The sequence below is a fragment of the Mesorhizobium sp. M1142 genome, from assembly GCF_040318565.1.
Lineage (GTDB): Bacteria > Pseudomonadota > Alphaproteobacteria > Rhizobiales > Rhizobiaceae > Mesorhizobium.
The window spans coordinates 58,387-83,703 of sequence record NZ_JAMYMK010000010.1; the positions used below are offsets into that span (position 1 = coordinate 58,387).

The following is a 25,317-nucleotide window of genomic DNA, read 5'->3' on the forward strand; positions in this document are numbered from 1 at the left end:
GAGGACAAAATGCCTATCAACATCACCATGCCGGCGCTGTCGCCCACAATGGAAGAGGGCAACCTTTCCAAGTGGCTGGTCAAGGAAGGCGACAAGGTCTCGCCGGGAGACGTGATTGCCGAGATCGAGACCGACAAGGCAACGATGGAAGTCGAAGCCGTCGACGAAGGCACGGTCGCCAAGCTGGTGGTTCCGGCGGGCACTGAAGGCGTCAAGGTCAATGCGCTGATCGCGGTGCTGGCGGCTGAGGGGGAGGATGCGGCGGCCGCCGCGAAAAGCGGTGACGGCGCTGCGCCGGCAAAGGCTGAGGCTCCGAAAGCGGACGCCTCCAAAGCTGAAACACCAAAGCCCGAAGCGCCGAAGCAGGAGCCTGCCGCACCTGCAGCTAAGGCGGAAGCGGCGCCGGCCGCCAACGGCCATGCAAACGGTGAGCGCATCTTCGCCTCGCCGCTGGCCCGGCGCATTGCCAGCGAAGCTGGTATAGATGTCGCGGCGCTGACCGGCTCCGGCCCTCACGGCCGCGTGGTAAAGGCCGACGTCGATGCCGCGATTTCCAGTGGCGGCGCCAAGGCGGCACCAGCAGCAAAAGCGGCGCCCGCCGGCGCTGCGGCACCTGCGACCGCAGCACCCAAGGCGATGCCGGACGAGCAGGTGCTCAAACTGTTTGCCGAAGGCTCCTACGAGCTGATCCCGCACGACAATATGCGCAAGACCATTGCGCGGCGGCTGGTCGAGGCCAAGACCACCATTCCGCATTTCTATCTGACGCTCGACTGCGAACTCGATGCACTTCTGGCCCTGCGCACACAGATCAATGCGGCCGCCCCGGTGAAGAAGACCGAGAAGGGCGAAACGCCGGCCTACAAGCTGTCGGTCAACGACATGGTCATCAAGGCTCTGGCCATGGCGCTGATGGCGGTTCCGGACGCCAATGCGTCGTGGACAGAAAACGCCATGATCAAGCACAAGCACGCCGATGTCGGCGTTGCCGTGTCGATCCCCGGCGGCCTCATCACCCCCATCATCCGGCGTGCCGACGAAAAGACGATGTCCGTCATCTCCAACGAGATGAAGGATCTTGCCGGCCGCGCCCGCAGCCGCAAGCTGAAGCCGGAAGAATATCAGGGCGGTACCACGGCGGTGTCCAATCTCGGCATGTTCGGCGTCAAGGATTTTTCTGCCGTCATCAACCCGCCGCATGCGACGATCCTGGCGGTCGGCGCCGGCGAGCAACGCGCGGTGGTGAAGAACGGCGAGATCAAGATCGCAACAATCATGTCGGTGACGCTGTCGACCGATCACCGCGCAGTCGACGGTGCGCTCGGCGCCGAGCTGCTCGTCGCCTTCAAGCGCATGATCGAAAATCCGATGGGCATGCTGGTCTAAGCAGGGAACAGGGCGGTGCGGAAATTCTACACCAGCCTTTTCGCCTCCATCCAATCCGGCTCGTAAACGATTATCGTACATTGGCTGTTCGGGCGGTAGCGATTGCGGATAGGTCTTTGTTGGAGGGGGGAAAACGCATGAAAACGGTCCTCTGCTATGGCGATTCGCTGACCTGGGGCTATGACGCGGCAAGCCTCGGCCGGCACCCGCTGGAAGATCGCTGGCCGAGCGTGCTGCAGGCGGCATTGGGCAGCGGCGTCGAGGTCGTTGCCGAAGGCCTGAATGGCCGAACCACCGCCTTCGACGATCACTTGGCCGGGGCGGACCGCAATGGCGCAAGGCTGTTGCCAACAATCCTGACGACGCACGCACCGATCGATCTGATCGTCGTCATGCTCGGCGCCAACGATATGAAGCCGTGGATTCACGGCAATCCTGTCGCGGCAAAGCAAGGCATGCAACGCCTGATCGATATCGTGCGCGGTCACGATTACCCGTTCAATTGGCCGGCGCCGCAGATCCTGATCGTCGCGCCGCCCGTAGTCAGCCGCACGGAAAACGCCGAGTTCAAGGAAATGTTCGCTGGCGGCGATGACGCGTCAAAGCGGCTGGCGCCGCAATATTCCGCCCTTGCCGACGAGGCCGGCTGTGGCTTCTTCGATGCCGGCACGGTGGCCAAAACCACGCCGCTCGACGGCGTCCATCTCGATGCCGAAAACACGCGGAACGTCGGGCAAGCGCTGGCGCCGCTCGTGCGCCTCATGTTGGAATTGTGAAGGAGAAAGCCGTGGCTGAGAACTACGACGTCATCATCATCGGCTCCGGCCCCGGCGGCTATGTCACTGCAGTGCGTTCGGCCCAGCTTGGCTTCAAGACGGCGATCGTCGAGCGCGAGCACTTGGGCGGCATCTGCCTCAACTGGGGCTGCATTCCGACCAAAGCGCTGCTGCGCTCCGCCGAGATCATGCACTATTCGGATCATCTGAAGGACTACGGCCTGAAGATCGATGGCAAGGTCGGCGTCGACACAGCCGCCGTCGTCGATCGCTCGCGAAAGGTCTCGCTGCGGCTCAACGGCGGCGTCGGCTTCCTGATGAAGAAGAACAAGGTCGACGTCATCTGGGGCGAAGCCAAGCTGACCAAACCTGGCGAGATCGTCGTGTCGAAATCGTCGAAGAAGCCGATGGAGCCGCAGCCGCCGGCGCCCAAGGGCGTCAAGGGCGAGGGCACCTATAGCGCCAAGCACATCATCCTGGCGACCGGCGCCAGGCCGCGCGCCCTGCCCGGCATCGAGCCTGACGGCAAGTTGATCTGGACCTATTTCGAGGCGATGGTGCCGAAAGAGATGCCGAAATCGCTGCTGGTGATGGGCTCGGGCGCCATCGGCATCGAGTTCGCCTCATTCTACCGCACCATGGGCGCCGAGGTGACGGTGGTCGAACTGCTGCCGGCTGTGATGCCGGTCGAGGACGCCGAGGTCTCGAAATTCGCGCAGAAGCAGTTCGAGAAGCAGGGCATGAAGATCATCCTAGAAGCCAAGGTGACCAAGGTCGAGAAGGGCACTAACTCGGTCACCGCGCATGTCGAGATGAAGGACGGCAAGGTCGAGAAGATCACCGCCGATCGCATGATCTCGGCCGTCGGCGTACAAGGCAATATCGAGAACCTCGGCCTCGAGACGCTCGGCGTGAAGACGGACCGCGGTTGCGTCGTCGTCGACGGCTACGGCAAGACCAATGTGCCGGGCGTCTACGCCATCGGCGACGTTGCCGGACCGCCGATGCTCGCCCACAAGGCCGAGCATGAGGGCGTGGTCTGTGTGGAAAAGATCGCCAATTTCCCCGGCGTGCATGCCATCGACAAGCTGAAGATCCCGGGCTGCACCTATTGCAATCCGCAAGTCGCCTCGGTCGGACTGACGGAAGCCAAAGCGAAAGCCGACGGAAAGGACATCCGCGTCGGCCGCTTTCAGTTCGCGGCAAACGGCAAGGCGATTGCGCTCGGCGAGGACCAAGGCTTCGTCAAGACCATTTTCGACAAGAAGACCGGCCAGTTGCTGGGTGCCCACATGGTCGGCGCAGAAGTAACCGAACTGATCCAGGGCTTCGTCGTGGCGATGAATCTGGAGACCACCGAGGAAGAGCTGATGCACACGATCTTCCCGCACCCGACGCTGTCGGAGATGATGAAGGAGAGTGTACTCGACGCCTATGGCCGCGCACTGAATGCATGATAAATTAGTTGGGCGAGTCTCACACGGAAGACACAAAGGAACTCGACGGCAGAGCAATTCGTTTCGCAGGCATCATCCATCATACAAGGAGAGGGCATATGGAAATGAACGGCGTGGGCTGGGTTGCAGCCATCATCATCGGCGGCCTGGCGGGATGGCTCGCCGAGATGGTCATGAAGAGCAATACCGGCATCCTCATGAACATCGTTCTCGGCATTGTCGGCGCAATCGTGTTGAACGCCATCTTGCAGGCCCTGAACATCGGCATCTTCGGCGTCGGCTGGATAGCCTATCTGATCACCGGCTTCATCGGTGCCTGCATTCTGATTGCGGTCGGACGACTGGTGCGCCGCTAACCTCTGTCGGCACTTGCTATGCGAAAAAGGCCACCGCGGCATGCGTGATCGCGGCCTTTTTCTTTTCGCCGAAAAGTCCTAGATGACGTGGGTAGAGCGAGCGCTGGACAAGCGCTTGCCAATGAGCCGGGTTTCACATGGTCACCGTCCTCGACACGATTGCCAATGCGCCGCGCCTGCGGCATCCCGAAAAGGCGCACAAGCCGGATCAGGACGTACTGCGCAAGCCTGACTGGATCCGCGTCAAGGCGCCGATGTCGAAAGGCTATGCCGAGACGCGCGAAATCGTGAAATCTCACAAACTGGTGACGGTTTGCGAAGAGGCGGGCTGCCCCAATATCGGCGAGTGCTGGGAGAAGAAGCACGCCACCTTCATGGTCATGGGCGAGATCTGCACGCGGGCCTGCGCCTTTTGCAATGTCGCCACCGGCATCCCGACCGCACTCGATCCCGACGAGCCGGCGCGTGTCGCGCATGCGGTCAAGCAGATGGGGTTGAGCCATGTCGTCATCACCTCCGTCGATCGCGACGATCTCGCCGATGGCGGGGCCCAGCATTTTGCCGATGTCATCCGTGCGATCAGGGCAGCGACCCCATCGACGACGATCGAAATCCTGACGCCCGATTTCCTGCGCAAGGACGGTGCACTGGAGATCGTCGTGGCGGCCAAGCCGGACGTTTTCAACCATAATCTCGAGACCGTGCCGTCTAACTATCTGACTGTTCGGCCGGGTGCGCGCTATTTCCACTCGATCAGGCTCTTGCAGCGGGTCAAGGAACTCGACCCCTCGATCTTCACCAAGTCCGGCATCATGGTCGGCCTTGGCGAGGAGCGGAACGAAATCCTGCAGCTGATGGACGATTTGCGTTCGGCCAATGTCGACTTCATGACCATCGGCCAATATCTGCAGCCGTCGAAGAAGCACCATCCGGTGATCCGCTTCGTCACGCCGGAGGAATTCAAGTCCTTCGAGACGATCGGCAAGACCAAGGGCTTCCTGCTGGTGGCGTCAAGCCCGCTGACGCGCTCGTCGCACCATGCCGGCGACGATTTCGCCAGACTACGCGCGGCGCGCGAAGCGTTTCTCAGGAAGTCCGCCTAACACACTGGTTTCATGCCACAATTCGAAGCCCATCGCCGCGTTGCGCATACGCCGGAGCAGATGTTCGCTCTGGTTGCCGATATCGAATCCTATCCGCAATTCCTGCCGCTTTGCGAGGCACTGACGGTTCGTTCGCGCAAGGAACGCGACGGACGCACCTTGCTCATCGCCGACATGAGCATCGGCTACAAGGCGATCCGCGAGACCTTTACCACGCAGGTGCTGCTGAAGCCGGACGAGAACGCCATCGATGTCAAATATATCGACGGCCCTTTCAAATATCTGAGCAATGTCTGGCGCTTCGACCCGGCGGACGGCGGCGGTTGCAACGTCTGCTTCTTTATCGACTACGAGTTCAAGAGCCGCATTTTGGGTGCGTTGATGGGAACCATGTTCGACCGCGCCTTCCGCATGTTCTCCGAGGCGTTCGAGAAACGGGCCGAAATCACCTACGGCGCGCCATCGGCAGCCTGATCCGCAGCGAGCGCGCGTAGACCCAGTTCAAGCGCATGCCGCACCGTCTCCCGGCGGATGAAATCACGGCCCTTGTCGGCGAACAGCTGGCATTCGCTGACTACCGGCCGGCCAGCCACGGCAACGCCGAACCAGACCAGGCCGACAGGTTTTTCCGCAGAGCCGCCGTCCGGACCGGCGATGCCAGTCACCGCCAGGGCGAGCCCGGCCGGCGAATGCGCCAAGGCTCCGGCCGCCATCTCCACCGCAGTCTCGCGCGAGACTGCGCCGTGCGCCTCGAGCGTAGCGGCCGAGACGCCGAGCATCTCGGTCTTGGCCTGGTTGGAATAGGTGATGAAGCCGCGATCGACCACCGCGGAAGAGCCGGCGATGTCGGTCAGCGCGGCGATGATCATGCCGCCGGTGCAGCTCTCCGCCGTCGCCAGCATGATGCCGCGCTGCTGGCAGGCCTGAAGCAGGGCATCTGCGAGATCGCTATTGCTCACTCGGGGACATCCCCTGGAAACACAACGCTGGCGGTCGCGATGGCCGCTATGCCTTCCTCACGGCCGACGAAGCCGAGCTTCTCATTGGTTGTCGCCTTGATCGAGATGCGATTGCGCGAAATTCGCAGCATTGCCGAAAGCGCTTCGGTCATTGCCTCGCGATGTGGGCCGACGCGCGGCGCCTCGCAGATCAGGGTGATGTCGGCGTTGGCAATGCGCCCGCCGCCCTCGCGCACCAGCTTCACCGCGTGTTCGACGAAGATGCGTGAAGCGGCCCCTTTCCACTGCGGGTCGGAGGGCGGGAAATGCGTGCCGATGTCACCGGCGCCGCAGGTGGCCAGCAGGGCGTCGGTCAAGGCATGGAGACCGACATCGGCATCCGAATGGCCGGATAACTTCCTGTCGTGTGGAATGGCGACGCCGCACAGGGTGACATGGTCGCCGGGCTCGAACGCATGGACGTCATAGCCATTGCCGGTTCGGATGTCCGGAAAACGTGCCCCCCCGGAAAGCCGCTGATCCGCCATCGCAATATCCCTTGCCCAGGTCAGTTTGACATTGTCCGGCGAGCCGGGAACGATCTTCACCGGAATATGCGCCCATTCGGCGATTGCCGCATCGTCGGTGAAATCCGCCTTGCCCAGATGATGAGCCTTTTCGTGCGCAGCCAGGATCGGCCAGAACGGAAAGCCTTGCGGTGTCTGTGCGGCATGGAGCCCGGCCCTGGACACTGTTTCGCCGATCATGCCTTCGGCCGTTTCGCGCTTCAGCGTATCAGCAACGGGCAAAGCAGGCAGCGCTCCCTGGCGCTCTTCAATGGCGGCGATCGTACGGTCTATCAGTTCCGCATCGACAAACGGCCGAGCCGCATCATGGATCAGGACCCGGCCCGGCGCATGGCTTCTCAACGCCAGCAGTCCAAGGCGGACGGACTCCTGCCGTGACGTACCGCCGGTGACCGCGACGACACGGTCGGCGTTCGCACCGGCCGCACGGCGAAAAAGCGCGCCGTCGTCGGCATGGATAGCAACGACGACAGCTCCAATTTTTGGATGCGTCAGAAAGGCGTCGAGCGTGCGTGCGATAACGGCGCCGCCGCCAATCTGCTGGTACTGCTTCGGCCCATTGGCCTGTCCGGCGCGCGCGCCGCGGCCGGCGGCAACGATGACCACCGCGACCTTGTCGTCCGCAGCTTGCTTTTCGCTCACATCTCTCATGCCGAGACGCTTAGCGCATGATCCCGAAAAGTGGTATCGCTTTCGGAAGACCCAGGATTGATGCGGTCCGGCGATCCTTTTTTTCCCAAATGCGCCTTAATGTCACGACATTGCGCGTTGCACATTGCCGTCGTTCTGGCTAGAGAATGTGCAGCAATAGAAGATGCTTGGTTTTTGTGCATGCCTGATGTGACCAAATTGGCTTCACCGCTGGACGTGGGTGGCGTGAGAATCCACAACCGCGTGTTTCTCGCGCCGATGTCGGGCATTACCGACGAACCGTTCCGGCAGCGCGCCCATGCGCATGGCGCCGGGCTGGTAGTTTCGGAAATGGTGGCGAGCGGTGAGCTTGCAAAGGGCAGGGCTGGCTCGGGCCTGCGCATCCGTCATTCCGGGCTGCCTGTCCACATGGTCCAGCTTGCCGGCCGCGAAGCGATGCACATGGCCGAGGGCGCGCGAATCGCGGTCGGCGAAGGCGCCGACATCATCGACATCAACATGGGCTGTCCGGCCAAAAAGGTGACGGGCGGCTATGCCGGTTCGGCACTGATGCGAGACCTCGACCACGCGCTGTCGCTGATCGAAGCGGTAGTCGGCGCGGTCGACGTGCCGGTCACGGTCAAAATGCGGCTCGGCTGGGACGAAGGCGCGCTCAACGCGCCGATGCTGGCGCGACGCGCCGAGCAGGCCGGGGTGATGATGGTGACGGTGCACGGCCGCACACGTTGCCAGTTCTATCAGGGCACGGCCGACTGGCGTGCCATCGCACGTGTCAAGCAGGCCGTCTCGATCCCCGTCGTTGCCAATGGCGATGTCGGCTCGCCGGCGGAGGCAGCGTCGATCCTCGACCAGTCCGGCGCCGACGCGGTGATGATCGGCCGCGCGCACTATGGCGCGCCTTGGACGGCCGGCAGCATTGTAGCGGCCGCGCTGGCCGAGCCGGTAGCCGGCATGCCGGCCAGCCCGCAAGCGCTGGGCGACTACGTCATTGCCCATTACGAAGACATGCTGACGCTCTATGGCGTGGAAAGCGGATTGCGCCAGGCGCGCAAGCATCTCGGCTGGTATCTCGACCGCCACGCCGGCGGCACAAGCGACGACCGGCGCAAGGCCATACTCACGTCTTTCGAGCCTGGGCGTGTCATTGCGTTGCTGCGTGACATGTTTTCAACCGCTCCCGAAGCGGCGAACCTGCGGAGTGCGGCATGAACGCCACCGTCACACAGAGCACGGATATGGCGGACGCCGCGCATATTGTGCTCAACACCATTCGCCGGCCGGTGATCATGGTCGATCCGCAAGGTTTCATCACCTTCGCCAATGCCGATGCCGAGGATTTTTTCCGGTCGAGCGCCACGATGCTCGCCCGCAACACGCTGCACAAGCTCATTCCTTTCGGCAGCCCGCTGCTGACGCTTGTCGACCAGGTGCGCGAGCGCCGGGCGCCGGTCAACGAATACCGGGTCGACGTGTCGTCGCCACGTCTCGGCATCGAGAAGGTGGTCGACCTCTACGTCGCACCAGTGACGGAATTTCCAGGCTCGGTCGTGGTGATGTTCCAGGAACGCTCAATGGCCGACAAGATCGACCGGCAGATGACGCATCGCGGCGCGGCACGCTCGGTTACCGGCCTCGCCGCGATGCTTGCCCATGAGATCAAGAACCCGCTGTCCGGCATTCGTGGAGCCGCGCAGCTGCTTGAACTGTCGGCGTCCGACGAGGATCGCGCACTGACCAGGCTGATCACCGACGAGACCGACCGCATTGTCTCGCTGGTCGACCGCATGGAGGTGTTTTCGGACGAGCGGCCGATCGACCGCTACCCTGTCAACATCCATGTCGTGCTCGACCATGTCAAAGCAATCGCCAAGAACGGTTTTGCCAAGCGGATCAAGATATTAGAGGATTATGATCCATCATTGCCTCCGGTCTTTGCCAATCGCGACCAGCTCATCCAGGTGTTTCTCAATCTGGTAAAAAATGCCGCCGAGGCGATCGGCAGCGATCCGCAGGGCGAGATCATGCTGTCGACCGCCTTCCGCCCGGGCATCCGTGTTTCCGTGCCCGGAACGCAGGACCGCGTGTCGCTGCCATTGGAATTCTGCGTGCGTGACAACGGTTCGGGTGTCTCCGAAGATATCCTGCCGATCCTGTTCGATCCCTTCATCACCACCAAGCCGAACGGCTCCGGTCTCGGTCTGGCGCTGGTCGCAAAGATCGTCGGCGAGCATGGCGGCATCATTGAATGCGAATCGACCCCGCGCGGCACCACTTTCCGCATCCTGATGCCGGCGTGGAAAGAAACCCAGTTTGGCACGGAAGACGACGGTGAAGGAGACCGCAAATGACCGTTCGCGGCAATATTCTCGTCGCCGACGACGATGCGGCCATCCGCACTGTCCTCAACCAGGCGCTTTCGCGCGTCGGCCACGACGTGCGTGTCACCTCCAACGCTTCGACGCTGTGGCGCTGGGTTGCGGCGGGCGAGGGCGATCTGGTTATCACCGATGTTGTCATGCCTGACGAGAACGCCTTCGACATGCTGCCGCGCATCAAGAAGGCGCGACCGGAACTGCCGGTCATCGTCATGAGCGCGCAGAACACGTTCATGACAGCAATTCGTGCCTCCGAAACCGGGGCCTACGAGTATCTTCCGAAACCGTTCGACCTGACGGAGCTGCTCAACATCATCAACCGCGCTCTTTCCGAGCCGCGGCGGCCGAAGATCGATACGCGGGCCGACGAGCCGCCGGAAACGATGCCGCTGGTCGGCCGCTCGGCGGCCATGCAGGACATCTACCGCATGCTGGCGCGCATGATGCAGACCGACCTGACGGTCATGATCAGCGGCGAGTCGGGTACCGGCAAGGAACTGGTGGCGCGCGCGCTGCATGAATACGGCCGCCGCCGAGGCGGTCCCTTCGTCGCCATCAACATGGCGGCGATCCCGCGCGACCTGATCGAATCGGAATTGTTCGGGCACGAGAAGGGTGCCTTTACCGGCGCGCAGAACCGCTCCACCGGCCGTTTCGAGCAGGCCGAAGGCGGCACGCTCTTCCTCGACGAGATCGGTGATATGCCGATGGAAGCGCAGACGCGGCTGCTGCGTGTGTTGCAGCAGGGCGAATACACCACGGTCGGCGGCCGCACGCCGATCAAGACCGACGTGCGCATCGTCGCTGCCACCAACAAGGACCTGCGCACACTGATCAATCAGGGGCTTTTCCGCGAGGACCTGTTCTACCGCTTGAACGTTGTGCCGCTCAGGTTGCCGGCGCTGCGCGAGCGGTCGGAGGACATTCCGGACCTCGTCCGCCACTTCTTCAAGCTCGGCGTCAGTGAAGGCTTGCAGACCAAGCGCATTTCCACCGGCGGCATCGAGCTGATGAAGCGCTACCCATGGCCCGGTAATGTGCGCGAACTCGAAAACCTCATTCGCAGGCTGGCCGCACTGTATTCGCAGGACGAGATTTCCGCCGAGATCATCGAGGCGGAGTTGAAGACCGGCGAAAGGCCTGTCGTTCCAGGTGGCGGCAACCTCATTCCCGACGACCTTTCCATCGGCCAGGCGGTGGAGCATTTCCTGCAACGCTATTTTGCCTCGTTTGCCGGCGACCTGCCCCCGGCCGGGCTCTATCAGCGAATCCTCTCCGAGGTCGAATATCCGCTGGTCCTCGCCTCGATGACCGCAACGCGCGGTAACCAGATCAAGGCTGCCGAATTGCTGGGGCTCAACCGCAACACGCTGCGCAAGAAGATTCGCGAACTCGGCGTCAACGTCTACAAATCGTCCAGGCAGGTCTAGACGAATCCCTTTACGAGCGCTTTCCAGGGGATCGATTGCCGAAAGATTTCCGTCTCGGCCACAATTGTTGCATAATCGCCACAATGCGTTGCATACATCCGACGCAATCACTGGCTCTAGACGGCGACATGGCCCTGCACGCACCGACACTGAGCAAATCGCTTTTCAGCAATACGGGCGCGCGAGACGGTCGCCGGCTGCTTGCGCTGCCGGGCGTGATCGCCATTGCCGGTGCGCTGGTGACGGCAGCGATCTCCTTCGCCATTCTGGTCGGCGCGACGCCGATCACACCCGACGCGAGGACGACGCTGGCGCTGATTGCACTTAATGCGGCGTTCGTCCTGTTTCTGATCTTGCTGGTCGGCCGCGAGGTGCACCGCATCCTGATGGCACGACGACATGGCAAGGCTGCGTCGCGCCTGCATGTGCGCATAGTAGCGATGTTTGCCCTGGTCGCCGCCATCCCCGCGATCATGGTGGCGATCATCGCGTCGATCACGCTCGACATCGGCCTCGACCGCTGGTTCGAGATCCGCACCAAGACGATCGTCAATTCGTCGTTGTCGATCGCTGACGCCTATGTGCAGGAAAACGCGCGAAATCTTCAGGGCACGACGTTGTCGATGGCTTACGACCTCGACGCTTCGCGCACGCTTTACGGCCTCGATCGTACCGGTTTCCTCGACCTCATGAACAAGGAGGCGGTGGGTCGCTCGCTGGCGCACGCAGCACTCATCAAGCCCGATGGTTCCTTCGTCATGAGCGCCAAGACCGACGCGGACTTTGCCATGCCAGAGCCGCCTGAGGGCGCCGTGGCAAGCGCTGCAGACGGCAAGCCGGTGCTGATAGAACCGCGCACCCGTAACATCATGGGTGCCATCGTCAAGCTGCGCGAGATCGACGGCCTCTATCTTTACACCATCCGCCTCGTCGATCCCGAGGTGATCAAGGCGCGGCAGATCGTCAAATCCAACACAGCCGAATATCGCGGTCTCGAAGACAATCGCCGCACCTCGCAAGTGGCTTTCGCGCTTCCCTATTTGTCGCTGACGCTGATCATTATCCTGTCCGCCATCTGGACCGGCATTGCGGTGGCCGACCGCCTGGTGCGGCCGATTCGTCAGCTCATCGGCGCCGCCGACGAGGTCGCTACCGGCAATCTCGACGTAGCCGTGCCTGTCCGCCCCTCCGACGGTGACGTCGCCTCGCTCGGCGACACCTTCAACAAGATGCTGATGGAGCTGAAATCGCAGCGCAACGAGATCCTGTCGGCCAAGGATTTGATCGACGAGCGGCGGCGCTTTTCGGAGGCGGTGCTTGCCGGCGTCACCGCCGGGGTCATCGGCGTCGATCCATATGGCATCGTCACCATCGTCAACCGTTCGGCCGAAACGATGCTGGCCATATCCGCTCCGGCAGCGCTTGGGCAGAACCTTTCCGCGGTGCTGCCGCATGTCGGCCGCGTTTTCGAGATCGGCCGCAAATCGGGCAAGCCGGTCTATCGCGAACAGGTCACCTTCTATCGTGCCGGCACCGAACGGACCTTCAACGTGCAGATCACTATTGAAGCCGGCGACGACGGTTCGGAGGATTCGGAGGATAAGTCCTACGTCGTGACAGTCGACGACATTACCGATCTGGTCCAGGCACAGCGTTCCTCTGCATGGGCCGACGTGGCGCGGCGCATCGCCCACGAGATCAAGAACCCGCTGACGCCGATCCAGCTTTCGGCCGAGCGCATCAAGCGCCGTTACGGCAAGGTCATCACCGAGGACCGTGAGGTTTTCGATCAATGCACCGACACCATCATCCGGCAAGTGGAGGACATCGGCCGCATGGTCGACGAGTTCTCGGCGTTCGCCCGCATGCCGAAACCGGAAATGAAGGCAATCGATCTGCGCGATTCGTTGCGCGAGGCCTCGTTCCTGGTCGAAGTAAGCCGCGCCGACATCACCTTCGAGCGCGTCTTCGGCAATGAGCCGCTCAAAGGCACGTTCGACAGCCGCCTGATGGCGCAGGCGTTCGGCAACGTCATCAAGAATGCTGCCGAAGCCATCGACGGACTTGATGCAGAGGATCGTCCGCACGGCATAATCCGGATTCAAGCCGGGCGTCAGAATGGCGCGATTCGAATCGACGTCATCGACAACGGCAGGGGCTTGCCGCGCGAAAACCGGCAGCGCTTGCTCGAGCCTTACATGACGACACGCGAGAAAGGCACCGGGCTTGGCCTCGCTATCGTCAAGAAGATCGTGGAGGACCATGGCGGGCGACTCGAATTGCACGATGCACCAGCGGACTTCCACGATGGGCGGGGTGCAATGATCAGCATCATCCTGCCGGTTGCCGCCACAGTTCCGATACGCGGCGAGGGCAAGACAGAACACGAAAAAGAAACTGAAAAGGTCGGTAATGGCGTCTGATATTCTCATCGTCGATGACGAGGAAGACATCCGCGAACTCGTCGCCGGTATCCTGAGCGACGAAGGTCACGAAACACGCACGGCGTTTGACGCCGACAGCGCGCTGGCGGCGGTCGCCGACCGAGCACCCCGGCTGATCTTCCTCGACATCTGGCTGCAGGGCTCGCGGCTCGATGGCCTCGCTCTGCTGGACGAGATCAAGACGATGCACCCGAACCTGCCGGTGGTGATGATCTCGGGCCACGGCAATATCGAAACGGCGGTCTCGGCCATCCGCCGCGGCGCCTATGATTTTATTGAAAAGCCGTTCAAGGCCGACAGGCTGATCCTTATTGCCGAACGGGCGCTTGAAACGTCCAAATTGAGACGCGAGGTTTCGGATCTCAAGTTGCGCAGCGGCGAGACTTTCGACCTCATCGGCATGTCGTCCGCAATGAGCCAATTGCGCCAGACCATCGAGCGCGTCGCGCCGACCAACAGCCGCGTCATGATTATCGGCCCCTCCGGCTCGGGCAAGGAACTGGCGGCGCGCGCCATCCACGCATTGTCGGCGCGCAAGAGTTCACCTTTTGTGACGCTGAGCGCCGCCAACATCACGCCTGAGCGTATGGAGATCGAGCTGTTCGGCACCGAATCGAACGGCGTCGAACGCAAGGTCGGCGCGCTGGAGGAAGCCCATCGCGGCATTCTCTACATCGATGAAGTGGCCGACATGCCGCGCGAGACGCAAAACAAGATCCTGCGCGTGCTGGTCGAACAGCAGTTCGAGCGGGTAGGGGGCACCAAGCGGGTCAAGGTCGACGTGCGCATCATCTCGTCGACCTCGCAGAACCTCGAAGCCATGATCGCCGACGGCCGTTTCCGTGAGGACCTTTATCATCGCCTGGCCGTGGTTCCGGTCATGGTGCCGGGACTGGCCGAGCGTCGCGAGGACATTCCTTATCTGGTCGACAATTTCATGAAGCAGATCGCTCGCCAGGCCGGCATCAAGCCGCGTCGCATCGGCGACGACGCGCTGGCGGTGCTGCAGGCGCACAACTGGCCGGGCAACGTTCGGCAGTTGCGAAACAATGTTGAGCGTCTGATGATCCTGGCGCGTGGCGACGATGTCGATGCGCCGATCACCGCCGACCTCTTGCCTGCCGAGATCGGCGACGTCATGCCGCGCACTCCAAACAAGTCCGATCAGCACATAATGGCGCTGCCGCTGCGTGAAGCACGCGAACAATTCGAAAAGGATTATCTGATCGCCCAGATCAACCGTTTTGGCGGCAACATCTCGAAGACGGCAGAGTTTATCGGCATGGAACGCTCTGCATTGCACCGCAAGCTGAAGTCGCTGGGCGTCTGACAGCCAAACCAGTCGTGGCCCACGCAATTATCGGTTACTGCGGTCCTTGGAATCGCATAAGAAAGCTGGGACTTCTTCCAGGGATTTGCCATGCCGCGCATTGCCTATGTTAACGGGCGCTATGTCGCTCACGCCGAAGCTTCGGTGCATATCGAAGACCGTGGCTATCAATTCGCCGATGGCGTCTACGAGGTCTGCGAGGTGGCACGAGGCTTCATCGTCGACATGCCGCGCCATCTCGCTCGATTGAACCGCTCACTTACCGAACTCTCGATCGATTGGCCGATCACGCGCGGCGTGCTGCCGCTCGTCATGCGTGAGGTGGTGCGCCGCAACCATGTCGTCGACGGTCTGATCTACGTCCAGGTGACACGCGGCGTCGCCAGCCGCGAGTTTTTCTTCCCGCCGGCGGGCACGAAGCCGTCACTGGTGGTGATCGCCAAAAAAGCCGATCCTGCAGTTGCCGCGAAGCGGGCCGAGAGCGGGATCCGGGTCATCACGGTGCCGGAGAACCGATGGGATCGGGTCGATATCAAGTCGGTCGGCCTGCTGCCGAACGTGCTGGCCAAGCAGAAAGCCAAGGAAGCCGGCGCTCAGGAGGCCTGGTTCGTTGATGTTGACGGTACCGTCAAGGAAGGTGGATCGTCGAACGCGTGGATCATCACCAGGGACGGCGTGCTGGTGACACGGCCCGCCGAGCACGGCATCCTGCGCGGCATCACCCGCACGACACTGTTCGATGTCGCCGCCAAGCTTGGCCTGAAGATTGAGGAGCGCGGCTTTTCGGTTGCCGAAGCCAAGGCCGCGCGCGAGGTTTTCATCAGTTCTGCAACCACGATTGCCATGCCGGTGGTGGCGATCGATGGCGCTCCCGTCGCCAACGGCCACCCGGGCTCGATAACAGTTTCATTACGGCAGGCCTTTTTTGACGTTGCGGAAAAAAGTCCAGCCTGATAACCGCACAGATGGAATGAACATCAATATATCTCGTTCTGCTTGTCGTTACTGACGGCAAGATGGTGTTTGCGTGCTTGACATGTGCCGGCTAATTTGGCGCATTGGCCTGCAAACCGAAGGGGATCGGCGAAAGACAAGAACAATGGCGGAACGATCGCAAAATCTTCAGGACCTGTTCCTGAATTCAGTTCGCAAGAGCAAAAACCCACTCACCATCTTTCTCATCAACGGCGTGAAGCTGACCGGCGTGGTCACTTCGTTCGATAATTTCTGCGTTCTGCTGCGTCGCGACGGCCATTCCCAGCTTGTCTACAAGCACGCTATTTCCACGATCATGCCGAGCCAGCCGGTTCAGATGTTCGATGGTGAGGAAAGCCAGGGCGCCTGATTGGCACGTGAGAAAGACGCGGACCGCAGCGTTCGCGGAAAACCAGCACATCAGACCGGGACAGAGGCGAACGGTCCGACCCGGGCGGTCGTCATCGTGCCGGTGCTTACCCGGCAGCCGCGTGGCGACGACGATACCAATCGTCCGCGCCTGACCCGTTCCGCCGAGGCCCGTCGCGACGAGGCGGTCGGCCTCGCCAGCGCCATCGACCTTGACCTGGTCCACACGGCGGTGGTGACCGTCAACGATCCACGTCCGGCGACCCTGCTCGGCAGCGGCAAGGTCGCGGAGTTCGCCGAGATCGTCAAAGAGGGCCACGCGGAAGTGGTTATTGTCGATCATCCGCTGACCCCGGTACAGCAGCGCAACCTCGAAAAAGAGTTGAACGCCAAGGTGCTCGACCGCACCGGGCTGATCCTGGAGATTTTCGGCGAGCGCGCCCGCACCAAAGAAGGCACGCTGCAGGTCGACCTTGCCCATCTCAACTACCAGAAGGGCCGGCTTGTCCGAAGCTGGACCCACCTCGAGCGCCAGCGCGGCGGCGCCGGCTTTCTCGGCGGTCCTGGCGAGACCCAGATCGAGTCGGATCGGCGTGTGCTGCAGGACAAGATCACCAAGCTGAAGCACGAGCTCGAAACCGTGCGCCGCACCCGCGACCTGCACCGCGCCAAGCGCAAGAAGGTGCCATTTCCGGTGGTGGCGATCGTCGGCTACACCAATGCCGGCAAGTCGACGCTGTTCAACCGGCTAACCGGAGCAGGGGTGTTGGCCGAAGACATGCTGTTTGCCACGCTCGACCCGACGCTGCGCCGCGTGCGCCTGCCGCACGGTACGCCGATCATCCTTTCCGATACGGTCGGCTTCATTTCCGACCTGCCAACGCATCTGGTCGCGGCCTTCAGGGCGACGCTGGAGGAAGTGGTCGAGGCAGACCTCGTCATTCATCTGCGCGACATCTCCGATCCCGATACGGCCGCGCAGGCCGGAGATGTCGAGCGCATCCTTGCCGATCTCGGCGTCGATGCCCGCGATAGCAAGCGAGTCATCGAAGTATGGAACAAGATCGACCGGCTCGACGAGGGCAACCGGGCGCGGCTGCTTGCTGATGGTGCTGACGGCAAGAAGGCACCGCCAATCGCCATATCGGCGGTGACCGGCGAGGGCATCGATGCGCTGAAGGCGATCATCGAGACGATGATGTCGGGCGAACTGGAGACGTTCACCGTCACGCTCAAGCCCGACCAACTCGCCGTCGTCGACTGGCTTTACCGCAACGGCGACATCGTCTTGCGTGATGACAATGAGGATGGCAGCGTGACCATCGCGCTCAAGGCCACGCACAGCGCCCGGCAGGAGATCGAAAGCCGATTGCGCCGTCAAAACAACGGGTAGGGACCTTTACTTCGCACTTTTTGCTTGCTGCCAGAGCGCTTCCATCTCGTCCAGCGTCGCCTCTTCGAGGCTGTTTCCCGACGCTTGCAGCGTCCGCTCGACATAGTGGAAGCGCGACCGGAATTTTTCGTTGGTGCCGCTGAGTGCCGCTTCGGAATCAATTCTGAGGTGCCGGCCGAGATTGACGACCGCAAACAGCATGTCGCCGAACTCATCCTTGATCGGCGCGCTGTCGCCTTTGGCCAGCGCTTCGCGCAATTCGCCGATCTCCTCCTCTATCTTTTCGAGGATCGGTGCCGCCTCGCTCCAGTCGAAGTCGACGCGGGCGGCCTTTTCCTGCAGCTTGAGCGCCCGGGTCAGCGCGGGCAGCGCGACCGGCACGCTGTCGAGAAAGCCCTTGCCATGGTCTTCCGGGTCGAGCCCACGGGTGAGGCGCGCACTGCGCTTCACCGCCTTTTCCTCTGCCTTGATCTTTTCCCACATGCCCTTGGCCATGCCGGCGCTGCGCGCCTTGTCGTCGCCGAAGACATGGGGGTGGCGGCGGATCATTTTTGTGGTGATGGCCTGGACCACATCGCCGAATGAAAATTCGCCGGCCTCCTCGGCCATTTGCGCGTGGTAGACCACTTGCAGCAGGAGATCGCCGAGCTCATCCCGCAGATCGTCGAGGTCGCCGCGCGCAATGGCGTCCGCCACTTCGTAGGCTTCCTCGATCGTGTATGGCGCGATTGTCGAAAAGTCCTGCTCGATATCCCACGGGCAACCGGTTTCCGGCGCCCGCAGCGCTGCCATGATCTCGATCAGCCGGGAAATATCTTTCGAGGGTTTCATCTGGGAAACGCTATCCTGTACACGGCTGTGCGGCCAACGGCTTCAGCCGGTGAGGGCGCCTTGTCCACAGATGGGTCGCCAGACCATGATACGAAAGTGGAAGCCGGTTTCCGGAAGATCCTAGTTAGCAAAAGCATCAGTCGAGCACGGAGACGATCGCCTTGGCGAGCGCATCCATGCCGTCCTCGGGCAGCCCGGCAACGTTGATGCGGCTGTCGCCGACCATGTAGATGCCATGCTCGGCGCGCAGCCGCTCGACTTGCTCTTCCGACAGGCCGAGCCGGGAAAACATGCCGCGATGGCTGGCGACGAAATCGAAACGGTCGGAGTTGGACTGCCGCCGCAGCGCCTCGGCGAACTGGACGCGCAGCCGCAGCATGCGCAGCCGCATCTCTTCAAGCTCTGCCTCCCAATCGGAACGCAATGCGGAGTCTTCGAGCACGATGCGCACCGCCGCCGCGCCGTGGTCCGGCGGCATCGAATACATGGCACGTGCCGCCGACAGCATCTGGCCCATCGCCAAATCCGCCTGCGCGCCGTCTTTCGCCATGATCAGCGCTGCACCGACTCGGTCGCGATAGACGGCAAAGTTCTTCGAGCAGCTCGAGGCAACGACCATTTCCGGAACTTTTGCCGCCAGAAGGCGCAAGCCGGCGGCATCCGCATCAAGCCCGTCGCCAAAGCCCTGATAGGCGATGTCGACAAAAGGCAGCAGACCACGCTCAACGACAAGATCGGCAATGGCAGCCCATTGCGGGATGTCTAGATTGGCGCCCGTCGGGTTATGGCAACAGCCATGCAACAATACGACGTCGCCAGGATTCGCGGTTCTCAATGCATTCAGCATGTCGTCGAAGCGAACCGCACCAGAAGCAGCGTCGAAATAGGGATATTCGCGTGTCTGCAGGCCAGCGGCGCGCATGACCGGCGTGTGGTTCGGCCATGTCGGATCCGACAGCCAGACCATCGCGTCGGTGCGGGTCCTTTTCAGCAGCTCTGCCACCAGCCGCAGCGCGCCGGAGCCGCCAGGCGCCTGTGCCGCACAAATGCGTGTCATGTCGGCGGCTGGGCCGAACACCAACCTGGCCAGCGCCGCGTTGAAGGCGGTATCCCCGGCGAGGCCGAGATAGGTCTTGGTATCCTGGCCCTGCAGCAACCGCTTTTCGGCTTCGCGCACCGCGCGCATCACCGGCGTCTTGCCGTCGCGATCCTTATAGACGCCGACCCCGAGATCGACCTTGTCGGGACGCGGGTCGGCGCGATAGAGGCCGATCAAGGCCAGGATCTTGTCGGCAGGCGCGGGCTGGAGATTTTCGAACATCGATAAGTTTCCGTTGGCGGCGGAGTGATACGCAAACCGGCCGTGCTTTGCCAGCAGTTTCATATGCGCCAACGCGGCGTCGGTTTGCCTCGAGGGCGGCCGATACTATCTGCCGGGCGAGGGCAGGCGCGATATCTCCCAGAGAGAGCGCGGCGAGCCGAAAAATTCGGGCGAGCGGGATTAAAATTCCGACCTGCTCCGTAAACAGGACATGAAACGGCCGATGCCACGCTTCGACATTCTGGGACAGCTCGGTTCACTGCGCCGCTATGCACGCTCGCTGACACGCGACAGCGCCGATGCAGAGGATCTGGTGCATGATGCGCTGGTGCGTGCCTATGAGCGACGCGGCAGCTTCCGCTCCGGCGGAAACCTTCGCGTATGGCTGCTGTCGATCGTCCACAACGCGTTCATCGACGGCTTGCGATCCCGCAAATCCGAAGCAATGCGCATCGAACAGGCCGGCTATCTCGCCGAGGCCAGCGTCCAGGCTGCGCAGGAACATTCGGTCCGTCTGGCACAGGTGCGCGACGCTTTTTTCACATTGCCGGAAGAGCAACGTTGCGCGCTGCATCTCGTCGCCATCGAGGGGCTCAGCTACAGCGAGGCGGCCGAGGTTAGCGGCGTGCCGCTTGGCACGCTGATGTCGCGCATCGGCAGGGCACGTGCGGCACTCCGCGAGATGGAGGACGCGGCACCGGCACGGGCGAAAGGCCATCTGAAGATCGTCGGAGGTCGATAATGAACCAACTGCGCGATCCCGTGACCGACACCGATCTCGACGCCTATGTCGACGATCAGCTGGACGTGGCACGCCGCATCGAGGTCGAGGCGTTCCTTTCGGCCCGCCCGGACGCGGCCGCGCGGGTGATGTCCGACCTGCGGATGCGTGACGAATTGCGCGTGGCGCTTGCCGGATCGAAAGGCATGGCGCGGCCCTCGACGGCCGAGGCCGCACGGCGGCTGGAGCGGGGATTGGCGCGCGGCCGCGTCCTTGGTGCTTTGCAGCGAGCGGCGGCAGTCGCTGTCTTCGTCGCTGCCGGCTGGCTTGCGAACGGGCTCATCGGACCGATATCGGTGACGGAAGTCGTCGCTTCGACCCATCCGCCCGCCTATGTGGAGGACGCGGTCCGGGCGCACCGCACGACGCTCGTGCGCGAGGCGATGTCGTCGCAACCCGAAGCGCCCGGCTACAATGCCGACGAAGTTCGCGCCGCGACGGCGATCATTATGCCATCGCTGCCAGCGGACTGGACGGTCCGCGACGTGCAGATCTACCCATCGCAGTTCGGCCCGAGCGTCGAGATGGCTGTCGAGACGAAAGAGATGGGGCTGGTCTCGTTGTTCGCAATCAGGCCCGGGACATTCGACGTCGTCAAGCCGACTGTCGTTCCCTCGGGCGACGTTTCCTCAGCTTATTTCCAGATCGGCGAGGTCGCCTACGCGGTCGTCGCACGTAGCGACATCCAAGGCATAGATCTCACGGCCGAAGCGCTCGCCAAGACGCTTTACTGATCGACCTTCAAGAAGGAGAACCACATGAACAATCTCGGATATATCGGGGCCGGAGCCCGAGCCGGAGCCGTCTACGACGAAGGCCTGCGCCGGCACATGCTGCGCGTCTACAACTACATGGGCCTTGGCCTCGTCGTTACGGGCGTGATCGCGTTCGTGGTGGCTTCCACACCCGCGCTTTACGTGCCGATCTTCTCCACACCGCTGAAATGGGTGGTTATGCTGGCACCACTGGCTTTTGTGCTCTTGTTCTCCTTCCGGATGCAGACGATGTCGGCGGCCGGCGCCCAGGCGATGTTCTGGGCATTCTGCGCGGTCATGGGGCTGTCGCTGGCTTCCGTGTTCCTGGTCTTTACCGGCACCAGCATCGCACGCACCTTCTTCATCGCCGCCACCATGTTCGGCGCGACCAGCCTTTACGGGTACACGACCAAACGCGACCTGACGCAGTTCTCGTCGTTCCTGATCATGGGCCTGATCGGCGTGGTGATCGCCAGCATCGTCAATATCTTCCTGGGCTCGACCGCGCTCCAGTTCGCGATCTCGGTGATCGGCATCGCCGTCTTCATCGGCCTCACCGCCTGGGATACCCAGACTATCAAAGAGCAGTATGCGGAAAACTTCGGTGCGGAATCACAGCAGAAGCTCGCTGTCTTCGGTGCATTCTCGCTCTATCTGAACTTCATCAACATCTTCCAACTGCTGTTGAACTTCACCGGCGAGCGCGAATAGCCGGCGTCGGACCACGACCGGAGGCGGATATCATGGACAGAAACGATCAACAGGCGATCGGACGCCTCTTCGAGAAGTTGGCAAATGTCGAGCGCCAGGCGTCGCCGCGCGATGCGGAAGCAGAGCGCTTCATCCAGGATCAGATCGGCCAGCAGCCTGGCGCGCCATATTACATGGCCCAGACGATCGTGGTTCAGGAGCAGGCCTTGAACGCAGCTCAGGCGCGCATCGAAGAACTGGAAGAGCAGGCGCAGCAGCCCGCCGGCGGTGGACCGCTCAGCAGCTTCTTCGGCCGCAGCGGCGGCAGGCGCTCGGGCTCGGTTCCGCGGGTAGGGCGCGCCGCCTCCGTTGCAACTGAAGGGCCGCAGGACACGCCACAGCGGGCAGGCGGCGGTTTTCTTGCTGGCGCTGCGCAGACCGCGATGGGCGTGGCCGGCGGAGTGCTGCTCGGCAACGCGATCGCCGGCATGTTTGGCGGCAGCGAAGCGAAGGCAGCTGAACAGCCGACGCCGCAGCCGGACGAAGCCGATCAGGCAGGCGATGCCAGCTCCGACAATGGCGGTGACTTCGGTGATATGGAGTTCTGACGAGCGACCCAGACTGTGCCTGTGCCGGCGCTGGTGACGATTGCGGGCCAGCATAGGCGAGATGGCGAGGGCAGCATCCGGGAAGCGAGCCCTCGCCGGCGGCTAATAACCCAGGCGCTTCAGTTCAGTCTTGACCGCTGCGATCGTCTTGAAGCGGAAGTGCTTCGTTGTGCCGTCGCGCCAATGGCAGTCGCATGTGGCGTCGAACTTCCGGCTCGCTTTCAATTGAGTCAGCGCCTTCTGGCCTGGCTTGGGGCCATCGAAGATGCGAACTTCGTAGAGCGTCCCTTCGACATCGTAGTGCATCTGAGCCCAGGAAAGTATCACGATCAGTTCCTTTGCCGGGTCGTGGTCGGCGTTGGCGAGGCCGAGCGCTATGTCCGGCGTGTCGCCCTCTTGTTCACCGATCGTGACCTGGATTGTGCGATATCTGTTGTCAGCTAGCCGTTGCAGCGCGACGAGCGGGCGTTCCGGATAGTCCTCAGCGGTCTGGTAATCGACGAAGAGTGTCTGGAGGCCGCTCCAGCTCACGGCTGTGGTGTGCGGATCAGCATTGTCGGCGAACCCGACAACACGTTTGGCGAAAGCCAGGTCGTTCTCGCCTGGCGCACGATCAAAGTCCTGCGCTCGCGCGCCAGTGAGCACGCAGGCGAGGGTGAGGACGAAACTTGTGAAGAGCCCAAGTCGCTTCATGATTCGCAACCCTAGCATGCCGGTTGAGAATCTTCGCGCCTGGCCGGCAGCCGATGAAATCTTGTCTGGCCATCATGCGTGAGGAAGCCGGCTTTCAAACTTGACGGACGATGGTGCCGATTACATTGACGAGAAGGCGCGCGGCGGTCATCGCCGACAGGCCGTCAATGTCGGCGGGAGGATAGAGCTCGACAAGGTCGAATCCTGCGATCTTGGCCCGCCTGCCGAGGCCCGCGATCAGGTCGATCACTTGCGTATAGGTGAGGCCGCCGGGTGTACGCGCAGCTACGCCAGGCATGATACCGGGATCGAGGCCATCGCAGTCGAGCGTGATGACGATCCGCGCTCCTTCCGGAATGTATCGGAGAGCGGCTTCGACGCCCTGGGCGTGAACCTCGCGGGCGGTCACGAAACGGCTGCCATAGCGCCGCGCAGCTTCGATTTCGGTGATGCGTGCGCTACCGACGCCACGGATGCCGACCTGCACGATGCCGGCAACATGCTGCATCTCGCTCGCCCGGCGCATCGGGTTCGAATAGCCGTATCGTTCGCCATGCAACTCGTCGCGCCAGTCGATATGGGCGTCGATCTGCAGGATCCAGACCGGGCCGTGATCCGCAAATCCGGCGAGGAAGGGAATGGGCACGGAGTCGTCGCCGCCGAGCAGGATCGGCACGGCCGGCAATGCCAGGACCTCGCGCGTCTTCGCCTCGATCTTGGCCCGGTTGCCGGCATTGTCATGCATGGTGGTCGGGATGTTGCCGGTATCGATGCAGCAGATCGGCCTGCCGTCGAACAGCGGGCCACCAAGATCGAAATCCCAGTGCTCGATGAGCGTGGCATCGACCCGGCTTGCAGCGCGGATGGCGTCGGCTGCCAAGGCATAGCCATGACTGTCCTCGCTGGGATACGTGCTGCCGTGACCGGCTCCGAAGATCACCGCACGAGGCATGCGGCCATCGGCGAGGTGATCGGGAAAGCCGAGAAAGTGGGTCATTTGCTGGTTGTAATGCTGCGGTTCGTCAGACGCACGACAAATGTCGCATCTCTAATTTGCTCAACCGTCGCATTCCTAAAATGGCTGCTACAAGCTTCAGTCGCATAAGATAGGTTATGGAACTGAAATGGCGGATAAGAATGTGGCGTGGAAGTGGCACCAGCGAGCCGCTGGGCCGGCTTTAGAGCGAGAATTGGTTTCACGCACCTTGCGAGACCCCACTCAGAAACCCAACCGTAAAAACTCGATCCTTCACGCTGATTCGTAAGGGATTTCGATCGTCATGCCATCATAAGCAGGCTCGACGTTGGCCGGCGTCTCGGCCATTACCGTTGCGTAGTCGAGTGGCACATGCATATGCGTCAGCACCGCGTTCTTCGGCGCCAGTCTTTCGATCCAGCCAAGCGCCTGGCCAAGCGACAGATGGCTCGGATGGACGGTGTATTGCAGCGCGTCGATGACCAGCACGTCCAACCCGCGCAAGCGCTCGGCGGTCGCGTCCGGAAAGTCGCTGACATCAGGGCAATAAGCCAGCCCGCCGATGCGGAAACCCAGCGAGGTGATGTCGCCATGAAGCTGCACCAGCGGTTCGAGGGTGAGGGCGCCGCCCTCGCCCTCGATCACCACCGGCCTGTCGTGGTCGATGATATGGGCGTTCACGATCGGCGGATACGAACTGCCTTTCGGTGTTTCGAAACAGTAGCGGAACGCCTCGCGTAAGCGCAGCATGGTGGCCTGATCGGCATGGATGTCGATCCGGTGGCGCTGCTCCAGTACGAAGCCGCGCAAATCGTCGATGCCGTGGATATGGTCGGCATGCGGATGTGTATAGACCACCGCATCGATGCGCCTGACCGATGCCAGCAGCATCTGCTCGCGGAAATCCGGGCCGGTGTCGATGACGACCGTGGTCCGGACGCCATTCGCCGCGATCCGCTCGACGAGCGCTGCGGTGCGCGTGCGCCGGTTTCGGGGGTTCGCGGGATCGCAACTGCCCCAGTCGCCGGTGATGCGTGGCGTGCCCGGCGATGAGCCGCAGCCGAGGACGGTAAGACGTAACCGGTCGCTCAT

The 25,317-nt window shown here is 62.3% G+C and carries 25 protein-coding genes; 18 read left to right on the forward strand and 7 right to left on the reverse strand.

What is annotated here, in order from left to right; genetic code table 11:
- The first annotated feature begins 9 nt into the window (after positions 1–9).
- From NKH42_RS17855 to NKH42_RS17880, 6 genes are all read left to right on the forward strand, one after another.
- A complete protein-coding gene (locus NKH42_RS17855) occupies positions 10–1,386 on the forward strand; it encodes a pyruvate dehydrogenase complex dihydrolipoamide acetyltransferase (RefSeq protein WP_352507417.1) in 1,377 nt (458 codons plus the stop codon).
- Positions 1,387–1,523: 137 nt separating this feature from the next.
- The gene (locus NKH42_RS17860; RefSeq protein ID WP_352507416.1) at positions 1,524–2,162 is read left to right on the forward strand and encodes an SGNH/GDSL hydrolase family protein; all 639 of its coding nucleotides are present in this window, start codon (positions 1,524–1,526) and stop codon (positions 2,160–2,162) included.
- An 11-nt stretch (positions 2,163–2,173) separates the two neighbouring features.
- A complete protein-coding gene (gene lpdA, locus NKH42_RS17865; RefSeq protein ID WP_352507415.1) occupies positions 2,174–3,619 on the forward strand; it encodes a dihydrolipoyl dehydrogenase in 1,446 nt (481 codons plus the stop codon).
- A 98-nt stretch (positions 3,620–3,717) separates the two neighbouring features.
- A complete protein-coding gene (locus NKH42_RS17870) occupies positions 3,718–3,975 on the forward strand; it encodes a GlsB/YeaQ/YmgE family stress response membrane protein (RefSeq protein WP_023675081.1) in 258 nt (85 codons plus the stop codon).
- A gap of 137 nt (positions 3,976–4,112) precedes the next feature.
- The gene (gene lipA, locus NKH42_RS17875) at positions 4,113–5,078 is read left to right on the forward strand and encodes a lipoyl synthase (RefSeq protein ID WP_352507414.1); all 966 of its coding nucleotides are present in this window, start codon (positions 4,113–4,115) and stop codon (positions 5,076–5,078) included.
- A gap of 12 nt (positions 5,079–5,090) precedes the next feature.
- Positions 5,091–5,552 carry a type II toxin-antitoxin system RatA family toxin gene (locus tag NKH42_RS17880; RefSeq protein WP_352689293.1) on the forward strand — a complete coding sequence of 154 codons (462 nt, stop codon included), beginning with the start codon at positions 5,091–5,093 and terminating at the stop codon, positions 5,550–5,552.
- Here NKH42_RS17880 and NKH42_RS17885 read toward each other — a convergent pair.
- Together NKH42_RS17885 and NKH42_RS17890 are read right to left on the reverse strand one after the other, a co-directional pair.
- A complete protein-coding gene (locus NKH42_RS17885) occupies positions 5,528–6,037 on the reverse strand; it encodes a CinA family protein (RefSeq protein ID WP_352507412.1) in 510 nt (169 codons plus the stop codon). The two genes, NKH42_RS17880 and NKH42_RS17885, sit on opposite strands and share 25 nt — an antisense overlap.
- Positions 6,034–7,254, reverse strand: coding sequence for a bifunctional 2-C-methyl-D-erythritol 4-phosphate cytidylyltransferase/2-C-methyl-D-erythritol 2,4-cyclodiphosphate synthase (locus NKH42_RS17890; protein ID WP_352507411.1), 1,221 nt, complete (start codon positions 7,252–7,254; stop codon positions 6,034–6,036). Before NKH42_RS17890 ends, NKH42_RS17885 begins: the two co-directional genes overlap by 4 nt.
- Positions 7,255–7,434: 180 nt before the next feature.
- Between NKH42_RS17890 and dusB the strand changes: the two genes are divergently transcribed.
- From dusB to hflX, 8 genes are all read left to right on the forward strand, one after another.
- The gene (gene dusB, locus NKH42_RS17895) at positions 7,435–8,463 is read left to right on the forward strand and encodes a tRNA dihydrouridine synthase DusB (RefSeq protein WP_352689294.1); all 1,029 of its coding nucleotides are present in this window, start codon (positions 7,435–7,437) and stop codon (positions 8,461–8,463) included.
- Entirely contained in the window at positions 8,460–9,602 is a 1,143-nt protein-coding gene (locus tag NKH42_RS17900; protein ID WP_352507408.1) for a two-component system sensor histidine kinase NtrB, read from the forward strand. Before dusB ends, NKH42_RS17900 begins: the two co-directional genes overlap by 4 nt.
- Positions 9,599–11,059, forward strand: coding sequence for a nitrogen regulation protein NR(I) (ntrC, locus tag NKH42_RS17905; RefSeq protein ID WP_352974332.1), 1,461 nt, complete (start codon positions 9,599–9,601; stop codon positions 11,057–11,059). The genes NKH42_RS17900 and ntrC overlap by 4 nt, the downstream gene beginning before the upstream one ends.
- Positions 11,060–11,187: 128 nt before the next feature.
- A complete protein-coding gene (locus NKH42_RS17910; protein WP_352689296.1) occupies positions 11,188–13,482 on the forward strand; it encodes a sensor histidine kinase NtrY-like in 2,295 nt (764 codons plus the stop codon).
- Entirely contained in the window at positions 13,472–14,833 is a 1,362-nt protein-coding gene (ntrX, locus tag NKH42_RS17915; RefSeq protein WP_352689297.1) for a nitrogen assimilation response regulator NtrX, read from the forward strand. The genes NKH42_RS17910 and ntrX overlap by 11 nt, the downstream gene beginning before the upstream one ends.
- A gap of 90 nt (positions 14,834–14,923) precedes the next feature.
- Complete coding sequence (locus NKH42_RS17920) at positions 14,924–15,787, forward strand: D-amino-acid transaminase (protein ID WP_352689299.1); 864 nt, start codon at positions 14,924–14,926, stop codon at positions 15,785–15,787.
- Positions 15,788–15,932: 145 nt separating this feature from the next.
- Entirely contained in the window at positions 15,933–16,178 is a 246-nt protein-coding gene (hfq, locus tag NKH42_RS17925; RefSeq protein ID WP_006202172.1) for an RNA chaperone Hfq, read from the forward strand.
- On the forward strand, positions 16,179–17,570 hold the full coding sequence (gene hflX / locus NKH42_RS17930; RefSeq protein WP_352689300.1) for a GTPase HflX: 1,392 nt from the start codon (positions 16,179–16,181) through the stop codon (positions 17,568–17,570).
- Positions 17,571–17,576: 6 nt separating this feature from the next.
- On the opposite strand, the gene mazG is transcribed toward hflX, so the two are convergent.
- Both mazG and NKH42_RS17940 read right to left on the reverse strand, forming a co-directional pair.
- Entirely contained in the window at positions 17,577–18,401 is an 825-nt protein-coding gene (mazG, locus tag NKH42_RS17935) for a nucleoside triphosphate pyrophosphohydrolase (protein WP_352689302.1), read from the reverse strand.
- Between the two features lie 136 nt (positions 18,402–18,537).
- Entirely contained in the window at positions 18,538–19,722 is a 1,185-nt protein-coding gene (locus tag NKH42_RS17940; RefSeq protein WP_352689304.1) for an amino acid aminotransferase, read from the reverse strand.
- Between the two features lie 211 nt (positions 19,723–19,933).
- Here NKH42_RS17940 and NKH42_RS17945 point away from each other — a divergent pair, with 211 nt between their 5' ends.
- From NKH42_RS17945 to NKH42_RS17960, 4 genes are read left to right on the forward strand one after another with little or no spacing between them, the layout of a single operon-like run.
- Positions 19,934–20,464 (forward strand): sigma-70 family RNA polymerase sigma factor, encoded by a 531-nt coding sequence (locus tag NKH42_RS17945; protein ID WP_352876799.1) that lies wholly within the window; start codon positions 19,934–19,936, stop codon positions 20,462–20,464.
- Positions 20,464–21,237 carry an anti-sigma factor family protein gene (locus NKH42_RS17950; RefSeq protein WP_352736446.1) on the forward strand — a complete coding sequence of 258 codons (774 nt, stop codon included), beginning with the start codon at positions 20,464–20,466 and terminating at the stop codon, positions 21,235–21,237. The genes NKH42_RS17945 and NKH42_RS17950 overlap by 1 nt, the downstream gene beginning before the upstream one ends.
- Before the next feature lie 24 nt (positions 21,238–21,261).
- Positions 21,262–21,969, forward strand: a complete 708-nt coding sequence (locus NKH42_RS17955) for a Bax inhibitor-1/YccA family protein (RefSeq protein ID WP_254817208.1) — start codon at positions 21,262–21,264, stop codon at positions 21,967–21,969.
- Between the two features lie 32 nt (positions 21,970–22,001).
- Positions 22,002–22,556: a DUF2076 domain-containing protein gene (locus NKH42_RS17960; RefSeq protein WP_352689307.1), complete on the forward strand. Its 555-nt coding sequence runs from the start codon at positions 22,002–22,004 to the stop codon at positions 22,554–22,556.
- Between the two features lie 102 nt (positions 22,557–22,658).
- Here the strand turns inward: NKH42_RS17960 and NKH42_RS17965 are convergent, their stop codons facing one another.
- From NKH42_RS17965 to NKH42_RS17975, 3 genes are all read right to left on the reverse strand, one after another.
- Positions 22,659–23,249, reverse strand: a complete 591-nt coding sequence (locus NKH42_RS17965; RefSeq protein WP_352689308.1) for a hypothetical protein — start codon at positions 23,247–23,249, stop codon at positions 22,659–22,661.
- A 94-nt stretch (positions 23,250–23,343) separates the two neighbouring features.
- Positions 23,344–24,246, reverse strand: coding sequence for an agmatinase (locus tag NKH42_RS17970; RefSeq protein ID WP_352689309.1), 903 nt, complete (start codon positions 24,244–24,246; stop codon positions 23,344–23,346).
- 252 nt (positions 24,247–24,498) lie between these two features.
- On the reverse strand, positions 24,499–25,317 hold the full coding sequence (locus tag NKH42_RS17975) for an MBL fold metallo-hydrolase (RefSeq protein ID WP_352478841.1): 819 nt from the start codon (positions 25,315–25,317) through the stop codon (positions 24,499–24,501).

Bases quoted from the DNA above. Each gene is read 5' to 3' on its own strand.
- NKH42_RS17975 (WP_352478841.1), bottom strand. From the start codon at position 25,317: ATGAGCGACCGGTTACGTCTTACCGTCCTCGGCTGCGGCTCATCGCCG.
- NKH42_RS17920 (WP_352689299.1), top strand. From the start codon at position 14,924: ATGCCGCGCATTGCCTATGTTAACGGGCGCTATGTCGCTCACGCCGAA.
- NKH42_RS17890 (WP_352507411.1), bottom strand. From the start codon at position 7,254: ATGAGAGATGTGAGCGAAAAGCAAGCTGCGGACGACAAGGTCGCGGTG.
- NKH42_RS17880 (WP_352689293.1), top strand. From the start codon at position 5,091: ATGCCACAATTCGAAGCCCATCGCCGCGTTGCGCATACGCCGGAGCAG.
- NKH42_RS17855 (WP_352507417.1), top strand. From the start codon at position 10: ATGCCTATCAACATCACCATGCCGGCGCTGTCGCCCACAATGGAAGAG.
- NKH42_RS17950 (WP_352736446.1), top strand. From the start codon at position 20,464: ATGAACCAACTGCGCGATCCCGTGACCGACACCGATCTCGACGCCTAT.
- NKH42_RS17870 (WP_023675081.1), top strand. From the start codon at position 3,718: ATGGAAATGAACGGCGTGGGCTGGGTTGCAGCCATCATCATCGGCGGC.
- ntrX (WP_352689297.1), top strand. From the start codon at position 13,472: ATGGCGTCTGATATTCTCATCGTCGATGACGAGGAAGACATCCGCGAA.
- NKH42_RS17910 (WP_352689296.1), top strand. From the start codon at position 11,188: ATGGCCCTGCACGCACCGACACTGAGCAAATCGCTTTTCAGCAATACG.
- hfq (WP_006202172.1), top strand. From the start codon at position 15,933: ATGGCGGAACGATCGCAAAATCTTCAGGACCTGTTCCTGAATTCAGTT.
- NKH42_RS17955 (WP_254817208.1), top strand. From the start codon at position 21,262: ATGAACAATCTCGGATATATCGGGGCCGGAGCCCGAGCCGGAGCCGTC.
- NKH42_RS17900 (WP_352507408.1), top strand. From the start codon at position 8,460: ATGAACGCCACCGTCACACAGAGCACGGATATGGCGGACGCCGCGCAT.
- dusB (WP_352689294.1), top strand. From the start codon at position 7,435: ATGCCTGATGTGACCAAATTGGCTTCACCGCTGGACGTGGGTGGCGTG.
- mazG (WP_352689302.1), bottom strand. From the start codon at position 18,401: ATGAAACCCTCGAAAGATATTTCCCGGCTGATCGAGATCATGGCAGCG.
- NKH42_RS17965 (WP_352689308.1), bottom strand. From the start codon at position 23,249: ATGAAGCGACTTGGGCTCTTCACAAGTTTCGTCCTCACCCTCGCCTGC.
- NKH42_RS17940 (WP_352689304.1), bottom strand. From the start codon at position 19,722: ATGTTCGAAAATCTCCAGCCCGCGCCTGCCGACAAGATCCTGGCCTTG.
- ntrC (WP_352974332.1), top strand. From the start codon at position 9,599: ATGACCGTTCGCGGCAATATTCTCGTCGCCGACGACGATGCGGCCATC.
- NKH42_RS17960 (WP_352689307.1), top strand. From the start codon at position 22,002: ATGGACAGAAACGATCAACAGGCGATCGGACGCCTCTTCGAGAAGTTG.
- NKH42_RS17860 (WP_352507416.1), top strand. From the start codon at position 1,524: ATGAAAACGGTCCTCTGCTATGGCGATTCGCTGACCTGGGGCTATGAC.
- NKH42_RS17970 (WP_352689309.1), bottom strand. From the start codon at position 24,246: ATGACCCACTTTCTCGGCTTTCCCGATCACCTCGCCGATGGCCGCATG.
- NKH42_RS17945 (WP_352876799.1), top strand. From the start codon at position 19,934: ATGAAACGGCCGATGCCACGCTTCGACATTCTGGGACAGCTCGGTTCA.
- lipA (WP_352507414.1), top strand. From the start codon at position 4,113: ATGGTCACCGTCCTCGACACGATTGCCAATGCGCCGCGCCTGCGGCAT.